The organism is Proteus sp. MB838 (assembly GCF_054767435.1).
The window spans coordinates 36469-48621 of record NZ_BAABMO010000019.1 but is presented as its reverse complement, the minus strand read 5'-3'; the positions used below and the strand labels follow the sequence as shown (position 1 = coordinate 48621).

Here is a 12153-nt window from a genome sequence, read left to right as displayed (position 1 = left end):
AATTAATCGCTTGTTTTAACTCAATTAAAAATACCTATATTTAAGCTTTATTTTTATAAATCAACATATTAAATAAGAATAATCCCATACTCGAAATCCGACCACTTCTTTTTTTAACTTATTGTCATAGATCACATTATTACTATCTTTTAATCTAGCGTTTCCTTTTTATTTTTTTGTAGATAATTATGATCACTTGGTTACTTCTTGCTTTATCTTTATTGTTATTAGGGTTCCATCGCAAACTTGCACTTACTACTTTAGCTATAACCACCATTAGCGCATTTATAACAGGTGTTATCACTTGGTATGTACTTCCGGTTATATTGAGCTTAATTTTACTCTCTTATGCATATCGCCATTACAAAACCAATCGTCTTATTGCCACTATTGTTATTCTTGCATTTATCGCCATTATTGTTGGGTTAACTTTTCATTTTATTCCTGGTTTTAATAACTTACGCTACATTAAACATGTTCCATTAGGGCAATATAGCCCCCCTTTCTCTTTTTATTTCAATGCCGATAAAGCATTAATCCCTTTTATTTTAATGATTTTTATTCCTACATTATTTAAAACGGAACCAGTAAAAAAAGCCAATAAATATCAATGGGTTTTACTGGCTATGGCGATCCCCGCACTGTTATTATTCGCAATGGCATTGGGTGGACTCACTATTGAATTACATTTGCCACAATGGCTACCCGCCTTTATGTTAGCAAATATTTTCTTTGTCTCTCTTGCTGAAGAAGCACTATTTAGAGGAGCCATACAGCAAAGTCTATCTCGCTATTTATCTCCCTATCTTGCGCTATTTATTACCGCTATTTTATTTGGGTTAGTCCATTTTGCCGGAGGAATATTACTCATTATCTTCGCCTCATTGGCAGGTATTATTTATGGCTTAGCGTGGATGTGGAGCGGTAGGCTTTGGGTTGCTACACTCTTTCATTTTGCACTGAATCTCACTCACCTGCTCTTTTTCACTTACCCTTTTAAAATCGCGTAAGTGCTATATTATTCTGCTGTATTTTAAGTTTTAGTCTTTCCGTCTCTTTACTCGTTTAATACTAATACGAGTAAAGAGGATGGGTGAAACGTGAAAGCAGTCACACTATTAACTTATCGATCATCTTAATTTTCCCATCATTAGCTGAAATTTTTTGTTAGTATGCCCTTTATCGCTTATCTATAAATAACAAAAATTTTATACAACATATAATAACAAATAAGCCAAAATAACAGCGATTGACAGCATAAAAAATACCCACTATTGCATTGTGATAGGTATCCATCACACAAAAATAGATTATTTTTACCATGCACATTATGTGACTTTTACCTCTTTCACCATCAGGAAAAAGAATATGTTAGATCAAGAGATGATCCGTACTTTTATTCAAGTAGCAGATTGCCAAAGCTTTACTAAAGCGGCGGAGATGTTACACAAAACATCTGCGGCCATCAGCTATCGGATCAAAACCCTAGAAGAGAATATTGGTACACAGTTGTTTAATCGTACGACAAGAACCGTCACATTAACGCCGGCAGGAGAATATTTATTAGAGAAATGTCGCCAGTGGATTGTTTGGCTTGAATCAATGCCTATCGAGCTACAGCAGATGAATGCGGGAGTTGAGCACCAAGTTAATATTGTTATTAATAACTTACTCTATGATCGTACCGCCGTGGCCAGTATGTTAGCCTGCCTGCACCAGCGTTTTCCTTCTACCCAATTTCATATTACTCGACAAGTTTATATGGGAGTATGGGACGCGTTAATTAATGAAGATTACCATTTTGCCATTGGTGTCACAGGTAATGAATCACTGAAAAATAATATTAATATTTGTGCTATGGGGGAAATTCAATGGCAATTTGTCGTGGCACCAAATCATCCATTAGCCAATGTTAGTGGGGTATTAAGTGATGATCAAATGCGGATATACTCTGCCGTCAATGTTGAAGATACTTCACGCCACCTTTCCAAACGCACCGCTTGGCGTCTATCTGGACAACATGAAATTAAAGTGCCTGATTTACATACTAAACTAGCATGTCATTTAAAAGGTGTCGGGATCGGTTTTTTACCATTAAGTCTATGTAAGCCACTGATTGATAGTGGACAACTTATTGCAAAGGAAGTGAAAAATCGTCGCCATAATTCTCCCCTATCACTAGCTTGGTGCGAAGATAAAAAAGGTGCCGTTGTCAGCTATCTGGTTGATTTATTCCGACAAGGGCATCCCAGTGTGCAATCTTTTTACGATCCCCTTAACTAAAAAAGGCAAACCGAAGTTTGCCCTTGTTGATAACATTAAACTTAATGCGTTAGTTGGTCGCTGTGGCGTCAGGATTTTCTTTAATAAATAAGCTTGCCACAATACCTATGCAAATCAGGATAGCAGCAAAATAGAAGCCGGAATCCATACTTCCTGTTTTATCTGATAAAAAACCCGTTAATGTAGGGGCAAATACTGAACCTAGCATACCAATACAGTTATACACACCAAAAGATGTCCCTAATGCATGGCGTGGTGAATTATCTGCCACTACCGCCACTAATACTGGATTAGTACTAATTTTCCCTACGATCCCGTATAAGATCAGTGCACCAATCAGTACCGGCATAGAATCTGACATAGGTACAGCAAGAATAGCCACTAAAGATAACGGTAACATAATTAATAGCACAGGCTTACGACGGCCTAATTTATCAGAGAACCAGCTAAATAAGAGTGAGCCAGGAATAGCAAACCAAGGCATGAGTGATGCAATGGTAGAGATCTGTGTTCCTGTAATACCACGCTCGGTTTCAAGATAATAGGGTAACCAAGTGACTAAAACAAAGAACCCATAGATTGAACAGAAGATAGTAATATAAGCAAGGTTAATATTACGGTTACCAAATAAATCTTTAAACGTCAGTTTTGTTTTCTGTTTTGGTGCATCAGGAGCCGTATCCGTAGCTTTCGTTTTAGGTTTATCTTTTATTATCCATAACATCATCAAACCAATGATAATAATAGGCACCCCAATAATATAGAATGGTGCACGCCAGCTCATCCCCATCTCACCGACAGAAATACTAGAGATGTAGTAACCGATGGATAAACCAAACGCCATACCACTATTGATAATGGCACTACCTAGCGTAATACGATGTTTTGGAATAGCTTCTGAAGATAAACCATATTGTGGACCATAATAGAATCCTTGGAATACCCCGACCATCACCCATGCAAACATAAAGGTGACATAAGTTGGCATCATCCCTGCGATAATGGTAAATCCACCAAAGAGCACAACCCCCGTGACTAAGACTTTTTTCTTACCTAAATAGTCACCAATTATGCCTGATGGAATGTTCAGTGCTGTATAACCAATAAAGAAAATACTCATAATTGAGCCAAGTTGCGCTTTGGTAAGATCAAACTCAGCACCAATATTCACCATTAAAGGACCGACAATGGCACGGCTACCATACAGTGCAATCCAACCAAAAAAGAAAATAATCGTCAGCTTGACCCAATAAGGGACTTTGCCTTTACTCTCATTCACTTGTGCATCGTTCATAATGACGCTCCTGACAGAATGTTATTAAGACTTATAAATTAAAGTGCCAGACTGACCTTCAATAACCTGTTGAATGTTTTGTAATGCGCCAATATGAGCTTGTTGTCCTGTGGCATTTACAAAATCACTGACAGCCATGATTTTTGGTCCCATTGCGCCATCAGCGACTGCCATTGGTGCAAGTTCTTCTGGTGTTGCTTCACGAATAGCAGCTTGTTCTGGTGTTCCCCAATTTTTATAAATGGCATCAGCCTCTGTTAAAATAACAAAGTGCTCTGCATTTAACTCACGAGAAATTAAAGCTGCTGTTAAATCTTTATCTATAACGGCTTCACTACCAATAAATTCATTATTTATATTATTAACTGGAATACCTCCTCCACCGCCACAAATAACAATATGACCTTTATCTAATAAAAGCTTTACTGCCTCTATATCAATTATTTTTTGAGGTGCTGGTGAAGGAACGACACGGCGATAATATTGCCCATCTTTTTTAAATGTCCATTGATATTTATTTATTAATTCTTCTTTTTCTGCTTCCTCATAAATAGGACCAATAAATTTACTCGGCTCTCTAAAAGCCTCATCATTAATATCAACAGAAACACGAGTCATTACTGTAGTAATTGCTTGCGTAGGATTATTTTGATTGATTTTCTGCATCATCATATAACCAATCATCCCCTGGCTTTCCGCGACCAAGATATCCAACGGATAGGCTGTAACCGCTTGATAAGCAAGATTTTGTAATGCTAACAACCCAACCTGAGGCCCATTACCATGTACTAAAACAACACGGTACTCTTGCGCTAATTTATTAATTGTCTCTGACATTAATTCAATATTTTTATATTGATTTTCAGCAGATAAAATTTCGCCACGCTGTAATAATGCATTTCCGCCTAAAGCAATAACAATTGTTTTCATAATTATCCGTTTCCGAACGTTTATAATTTCTTTTTAATAAAAAAGATTAATCTATACGCTGTTGTTGTTTAATTTGATAACCAATCCATAATCCCAGTAAAGTATCTGCACCGGAATGATGACCGATAGAGAGTATTTCCAACATATCTTTAAAAATAATCTCTTTATTTTTTATTTTTTTACCTAGTTGAATAAGATAGGTAGAAAATATTCCCCGTGTGGCGTATTCCAAATAATGTTGACTCACTATCGTAGTTAATGACGATAATGGTGGTGTTTCATTAAAAAAATGTTCAATCGATTTTTCTGGCTGTGCTAAATAATGCGCAAATAACATTCCCACCAGCATATCATCTGAACTCGGTGTTAACCCTGGACCTTTACCAATAAACATCGCCCAATTAACCGCTTTTCCAGACAATTGATGATAAAATAACTTTGTTAATAACTTAATTTCATCAAGTCGGGCGATTTGACGATAGTTTTTTAATGACCCATAGAGTCCTGTCGCTATCACCGGAGATAATAGAGAAAAAAAACTCTCTAACCATCGTAAATCTAATGTCGCTTTATCTTGTAAACGCAAATTTTCACTATCACCGGCAATCAATGTCATATTATCTGCGATTGCGATTTGATTGTTTTTCATCCGCATTTTCAAAGCGGGATGACACTGCTTAGCCAAAGAATCAAAATCGGCTTGTTTCAGTAGCCACCCCATCGGGCTTAATCCTCTTCCTTGCCGATGAAAAGTGATTAAGCGTTGCTGAGGGCAAATAAAATTCAAAGCATGTTCATAAATGCCGACACATTTAAACTCACCTTCAAAAGCAAAGATATGCTGACTGGTTTGAAGTGCTTGAATTTGCATATTGCCCCCTGACGACCGTGTTATTACAAAACGTGATTAAGCTTCAATGCCTAATTCTTCTGCCAGTGCCACTATCGCTTTTTCAAAACAGCCTAAAGGTGCACGTACCGTTCCTGCGCCAATTTGCCCAACCCCCGGCTCTTTATGAGCAATACCCGTATTAATTAGCGGTGTAATACCCGTTTCAACAACTCGACGAGCATCTAAACCTAAACACGCACCTTGGAAATCCCAAGTCGGTATTTGTAGCATCATATTACGAGCAAGGTAGATTTCAGCCATCTCTTCTGTCACTTCACGTGCTGCATCCATACCACCCGATGCCCCGACAAAGCGGGTTACTCCCGGAGCTGCAACCATTGCTGCACCACCAATACCGAAAGTTTCAGTAATAGCACTATCACCAATATCAGGGTTGGCATCTGCTTGGCTAAACCCAGAGAAGAATAATCCCTGTGGCGTATTAACAGGTGCTGTAAACCATTGATCACCCATACCACTTATTTTGATGCCAAAATTACTACCATTACGCGTCATTACCGTCACAATCGTACCTTGCTTAATTTGTGCTCCTGCGTCCATCGCCGCTTTACAATAAGCCATGGCTAAATTAAGGAAGAATTGGTCAGTAATACTGAGGAATTTGGTCACTTTAGTTATCTCAGCCGCATCTAAATCCAATGTGCTAAGAATTGGCGCCAGCTCTCGTAACAATAGTGCAGAAGCTGCAATATTACGTTGGTGGAATTCATCCCCCATCGTAATGGCTTGACCCATAATTGCCGTAAGGTCTATCCCATTCTCAATGGTGGCTAAAGCTGCTTTTAATACCGGAGCTAAGCTATTACGCATCCAATGCAAACGTTCTTGTACATCAGGACCATAAGCACCAAAACGCATCACTTTACCAATACCTTCGTTCATATTGCAGTAAGCATAGTTACCGTGAACATGGTTTTTAATCACTAGCATTGGCATATGAGCAGAAGTAATACCGCCCATCGGCCCTACTGCATTGACATTATGGCAAGGAATAAACTCAATCTCCCCCGCCTCTAACATAGCCAAGGCTTGCGCTTCATTTTCAGCCCAACCTTCAAATAAGCTAGCACCAATACAGGCGCCACGGACAGGGCCACTCATTTCTTGCCAAGTTACAGGAGGTCCCGCATGCAGTAATTTTTTTCCTGTTGCTAACGTTGGCACTACTTCTTTTGCTAAACTCACATCACACCAGTGAGGACGGGCTTCACGGATACGTTCGATAACTGCTTCATTCGCTTGTTCGATAGTTGAGTACATATCTGCAATTCCTTATTTCAATTTCTTTAATATTTCAGCCAGTTTTTTATTACCACCTGCGACAGGTGCCCATTGATAATGAACAACAGGCGTACCACTGGATTGCAGATCGTCAGCAAAACTGCGTAATCCGGCGTTGATCACGGAGATCCCATTTAAAAGTGGTGAAATTTCAGCAGCGGCTTCTACTGGATGTGGCTGGATTAATTCTTTGGCTAACAGTACGACTTCTGGCAAGGTATCCATCACAATAATACCTGCATCTTGTAGCTGTTTTTGTTGCTCACTACGGTTTTGAGGATCTTCCTGCGTACCGGTAATAGTGGCGATAGTGATCAGTGGATTAGCTTCACCACGTTTTTCATTTAGTTTTTTAATTTCTTGAATTAATGCGCCTGCTGGATCTGACGTTGCACCATAACCAATCACAAAGTCGACCAGTAATACGCCAATATCATGCTTATTACTTAATTCACTAATAAATTTATTGCGAGTAGAAGGATCTATCATTGGATGGGGTTTGCCTTGGGTATAAAAATCATCGCCCATATCAATAATTTTATGCCCTTGTGCATCGAGCATCGTACCTTGCTTATGTTCGTTATCTACCGCCACATTGAGTTGCTCAGATAACAACATCGCGCATTCTGCCGCTAATGTTCCACCCGCATATAATCCAATAATCTTTTTACCTGTCACTTTAGGTAACTGAGCAGCACTATCTTCAACACGTGCTAACGTAGCCGCAATACGCGCCGTTTCGTCTAAGGTGCGAGTAAAATAGATATTATCGTCTTGATATTTCTCTGGTGTTGTTCCTAAGAATTGCGCCACTATCGGTTTATTATGACGCTTCATTTCTGCAATGATTTTTTCACGTACTGCAGGCGCGGGAGGTTTAGAAACAAAAGCAATCACACGGGTTTGAGGATCTGCCGCCAGCATATTAATAGCCGTGATAGCACTAATGCCACCAATTTGCTCGCTGAGATCTCGTCCCCCCAGACCTATTGCATGAGAAACCCCTTGGCGTTGTAATACAATTTGTGAGGTGATCTCTTGAATTCCTGTCCCTGATGCACCAACGATACCAATAGAGCCTTTCGGTGCAATGTTAGCAAAGGCTAAAGGTGCGCCAGCAATATTTGCCGTACCACAGTCAGGCCCCATGACTATCAATCCGTTAGCGGCGGCTTTTTCTTTTAATGCTTTTTCATCAGCAATAGAGACGTTATCGGAAAATAGCATCACATTACAGCCATCTTCTAATCCCGTATCAGCTAATTCTGCCGCATACTCACCGGCAATAGAAATAAGCAACATATTAGCGTTAGGACTTTTTTGTTTAGCCGTACGCCAGCTACGTACAGTGGTTAATTTATTACCACTTTTTTGACCGTTAGCAATATCAGCTAAGGCTTCTTCTAACGCACTGGAGATAGTCTCGATAATAGCGGGATCGTCTGATTCAGCTTTAATCGAAACACAGATATCATTAGGTGTCACTTCGTTAAAAATGTCATGCCAAAAACCGGTGACATCAAGGAGAGATTTATTCGCTGGTGTTCCCATCATGACGGAAATTTCTTCCACCTCAGGGGCTTCACTTAATTTTCGGGAAATTATCATCAGGCTGACGGAATCCTGAAAGCTCCCTTTTTTAATAAAAGCATGGATCATTATAATATCCTTAACGCATTTAATATATGTAACTGCACATATCTAGTTGCATTTCGTTTTTTTGATAATAAGAAGCCTATTTACTTAATAGCTTAAGTAATATAAATAAAATTCGAGATAGACATGTTTGAAACTCTGTATACAAACATACTGAATAAATATCAAAAAGTAGAGTGATTAAAGTCACAGTTATTTATTGTAAAAAATTTTTATTTAATCAGTCGTTATTTATTAAATAAATTATAATGAGTGGAATGAGTAAAAATAAAAAACAACAGATTGAGTAAATTAATTTATATAAAATAAATTAATCATATAGTTAGCCATACCAAATGGTATGACAAATCAAGGGATTTATAATAAATTTAACAAACAAGTAACATAACGCAGTTAGCCGATATTATCAACAAATAAAAAGCACTTTATTAATAAACAAAGTGCCTTAAATAATTTTCATATAAATAAACATAAGTCTACACTTTACTTTTACACCCTTGTTAAAAACAATATTATTGAAAAAAAGCAAAAATAATGCCTATAAAAATAATATTTATAGGCATTTTTAAATTAATAAGTTTTAAATAAATTCAAGAACAAATTAACGTTGTGAATCTAAAGTTTCATTATTCTTTATAACATCTTGAGCTTTACTATAACTTTCAATTAATAACTGATAAGCAGGGAATATTTGGGTATAAGCTTGAGCCCATTCAGCGGCATCTGCACGGTTCCAAGTTTTTTGCATTTCAGAAGCCACTGCTGCCGTATCCATAGGCACAACACCGGCTTGAACAATACGTGCTAAGGTAATTTCTTCTGCCATTTTGCTATACGTTCCTGATGCATCAATCACAGCAAAAACTTGATAACCTTCAGCAACAGCACTAATTGCTGGGAACGCCATGCAAACACTCGTAATAGTACCAGCAATAATTAATTGCTTTTTACCCGTTGCTTTCACAGCTTCAACAAACTCAGGGTTATCCCATGCGTTAATTTCACCTTTACGGGCAACATATTTAGCATGTGGTGCATTTTGATGAATTTCTGGAATTAATGGGCCATTAGGACCTTGAGGGACAGAAGCCGTTGTAATAACTGGCATCTTCGCTAATGTTGCCATTTTTGCTAATACCGCAGCACGAGCACGTAATTCCGTCATTGGCATATCGCCAACGGTTTGGAATAAACCACTTTGGTGATCGATCAATAACATAACAGCATCATCTGGATTAATAACTGGACGTTGACCATTGAAATTTGCAGGAGTACTCATTTATTTATTCCTTCTAATTAACAAAAACGATTATTAACAATATGAAGAAGATATAAGGAAATAGCGTTAATTATCTCCTCGCTCTCGATATAATTAACAATAGTCAATTAATTAAAAAGTCGGTAGTAGCAATAATGATAAACACTATTCTAAAAATAGAACACTGAAACACTTTTGTCATTGTTCTATTTTTAGAATAATGAAACCTACTTTCCCCTCTACTCAAATCAATATAGCTCATTAGAATACCACCTATAGAAATTTTATAGGAATATCATTATGAAAAAAATTATTGGTGTTTATAAAGCGCCTCGTCAACATTGGGTCGGTGATGGCTTCCATGTACGCTCACTATTTAGTTATGGTGATCATGGTAAATATTTAAATCCATTTTTATTATTAGACAGAGCCGGCCCGACTGATTTCCCTGCCTCTCAAGGCCATAACCGTGGTGTAGGCGAACACCCTCACCGTGGGTTTGAGACAGTGACTATTGTCTATAAAGGGGAAGTGGCACATCACGATTCTACAGGTGAAGGAGGAGTGATTGGCCCTGGAGATGTACAATGGATGACCGCAGCATCAGGTATATTACATCAAGAGTATCACTCTGATGCCTTTAACCAAGCGGGAGGCATACTTGATATGGTGCAGTTATGGGTAAACCTCCCATCTCATGCTAAATCAGCGCCTGCTGGCTATCAGTTACTCAAAGAGAGTGCTATTCCAGTGCTTCCATTAGCGAATGATGCCGGACAACTGCGCGTGATTGCGGGGGAATATCATCAAACTCAAGGGGCGGCAAAAACCTTTTCACCTGTTGACGTTTGGGATATTCAATTGAAAAGTGGTAAATCTACGACCTTACCAAGCAAAAAAGATCGCTATGTGGGATTAGTGATACTCCATGGTAGCGCCTATCTTGATAGCCAAACTCAATTAAATACGGGTGATTTGGTTATTTTAGATAATCAAGGTGGCTCAATTAATCTTGAAGCCATTGAAGATGCAGTTGTGTTATATCTTAGCGGAGAGCCAATTAATGAGCCTGTAGTTGGTTATGGTCCATTTGTGATGAACAGCAAAGATGAAATTAGGCAAGCTATTGATGACTTTAACCAAGGTAATTTTGGTCGTATCCCAAACGAAATATGATTAATACTCTCTTTGCTCTATAACTTTTATAACAAACGGCTGCTCACTTAGAGCAGTCGTTTGTATCTATTTTTTACTCTTTATATGGAGCCATATTCTGCGCTAAATAATCTAATAACACTTGAATAGCAGGTAATAAACCTTTTCGTGACGGATACACGGCATGAATAACATCTTTAGGAAAACGCCACTGTGGTAAGACTTCCACCAAAGAGCCATCTGTTAACTCTTTCTCTACGACACTCAATGGTAAACGCGTGATCCCAAGTCCCTTTAATGTTGCTTTATATAAGGTCATCACATCCGTTGTCGCTAATTTAGGTGTAACATGTTGCGTTGAAACGGTACCATCATTATGGGTAAGCGTTAGCGTATACTGCTGCGAATGTTCGCTATTAGCTAAAATAGGATAATCAGCAAGTTGCTCTGGAGAATCAGGCGCACTGTTGGTTGCAAATAATAGCGGATTAGCAACTAAAACACGGCGAGAATAGCCTAATATTTTCATCGTTAAGCCAGAATCATCCAAAGGTAATGCTCTAACTCGTAAAGCTAAGTCAAGACCTTCACTGATCACATCCACAGGGCGGTTAATCGCTAAAATTTGTATATTGATATCAGGATATTTTGCCATAAAATCCACCAAAATATCTTGAATATAAATTTGCAGTAATGCAACTGGGCAAGAGAGTTTGATCGTGCCGTGAGGGTGCCCTTGTGCTGAACAAATAACCTCTTGAGCAATCTCCGCTTGTTCAACGACATTTTTACACTGTTGGTAAAAAGTTTGCCCTATCTTAGTGACATGAAATTGACGAGTTGAACGATAGATCAGCGAGACCTTTAGTCTCTCTTCTAAATCAGCAATACGACGACTAAGTTTTGATTTAGGAATACCTAACGTTTCGGCCGCTTGTGAAAAACCGCCAAACTCCACCACTTTAACAAAATAATAGAGGTCATTTAGATCATACTTCATCGCCTATTACCTATTTAATTGTCATTATATAAAAACTGAATTGTTTCAGCTTCGGAAATTATGATACATATATTATGATCTATTTTCACGCTAATAATATATTATAGGCTGATATTTTAGTAAAATAAAAATAACCATTAATTATAGCAATATAATATAAATAAAAATGGAGATTATTTTAATTCTGTGATGCTTATTTTTAATTACATAACACAATAAAAAATAAAAAAACAGGGATAGTTAAAAAGATTATTACTATTTAAATTAATTTAACACAAAACAACTAGCCTGAGTAAACAATAAATTACCTAAACAATAAATTACCTAAACAATAATGACTATAAAACAAATAGTTACTTAAAAACTTAATTACAAACCAAGAT

Annotated in this window: 10 protein-coding genes; 3 read left to right on the top strand and 7 right to left on the bottom strand. The window is 37.7% G+C overall.

What is annotated here, in order from left to right:
* Positions 1–188 precede the first annotated feature (188 nt).
* The gene (locus ACYUCW_RS10100) at positions 189–1010 is read left to right on the top strand and encodes a CPBP family intramembrane glutamic endopeptidase (protein WP_049198921.1); all 822 of its coding nucleotides are present in this window, start codon (positions 189–191) and stop codon (positions 1008–1010) included.
* 358 nt (positions 1011–1368) lie between these two features.
* Positions 1369–2283, top strand: a complete 915-nt coding sequence (gene allS / locus ACYUCW_RS10095; protein ID WP_004244295.1) for an HTH-type transcriptional activator AllS — start codon at positions 1369–1371, stop codon at positions 2281–2283.
* 49 nt (positions 2284–2332) lie between these two features.
* Here the strand turns inward: allS and ACYUCW_RS10090 are convergent, their stop codons facing one another.
* The 6 genes from ACYUCW_RS10090 to ACYUCW_RS10065 all read right to left on the bottom strand — a co-directional run bounded on the left by ACYUCW_RS10090 (position 2333) and on the right by ACYUCW_RS10065 (position 9636).
* Complete coding sequence (locus ACYUCW_RS10090; RefSeq protein WP_004250283.1) at positions 2333–3577, bottom strand: MFS transporter; 1245 nt, start codon at positions 3575–3577, stop codon at positions 2333–2335.
* A 24-nt stretch (positions 3578–3601) separates the two neighbouring features.
* Positions 3602–4507 carry a carbamate kinase gene (locus tag ACYUCW_RS10085; protein ID WP_049207776.1) on the bottom strand — a complete coding sequence of 302 codons (906 nt, stop codon included), beginning with the start codon at positions 4505–4507 and terminating at the stop codon, positions 3602–3604.
* Between the two features lie 46 nt (positions 4508–4553).
* Complete coding sequence (locus ACYUCW_RS10080; protein ID WP_460408520.1) at positions 4554–5378, bottom strand: oxamate carbamoyltransferase subunit AllH family protein; 825 nt, start codon at positions 5376–5378, stop codon at positions 4554–4556.
* 36 nt (positions 5379–5414) lie between these two features.
* Positions 5415–6680 carry a YlbE family protein gene (locus tag ACYUCW_RS10075; RefSeq protein WP_004244300.1) on the bottom strand — a complete coding sequence of 422 codons (1266 nt, stop codon included), beginning with the start codon at positions 6678–6680 and terminating at the stop codon, positions 5415–5417.
* 12 nt (positions 6681–6692) lie between these two features.
* Entirely contained in the window at positions 6693–8360 is a 1668-nt protein-coding gene (locus ACYUCW_RS10070) for an acyl-CoA synthetase FdrA (protein WP_460408519.1), read from the bottom strand.
* Positions 8361–8958: 598 nt separating this feature from the next.
* Positions 8959–9636: a hydrolase gene (locus tag ACYUCW_RS10065; RefSeq protein WP_004244302.1), complete on the bottom strand. Its 678-nt coding sequence runs from the start codon at positions 9634–9636 to the stop codon at positions 8959–8961.
* 279 nt (positions 9637–9915) lie between these two features.
* On the opposite strand from ACYUCW_RS10065, the gene ACYUCW_RS10060 reads away from it, so the two are divergent.
* Positions 9916–10791, top strand: coding sequence for a pirin family protein (locus tag ACYUCW_RS10060; protein ID WP_460408517.1), 876 nt, complete (start codon positions 9916–9918; stop codon positions 10789–10791).
* 73 nt (positions 10792–10864) lie between these two features.
* Here ACYUCW_RS10060 and ACYUCW_RS10055 read toward each other — a convergent pair whose 3' ends face one another.
* Entirely contained in the window at positions 10865–11770 is a 906-nt protein-coding gene (locus ACYUCW_RS10055) for a LysR substrate-binding domain-containing protein (RefSeq protein ID WP_049200693.1), read from the bottom strand.
* Between the last annotated feature and the right edge of the window lie 383 nt (positions 11771–12153).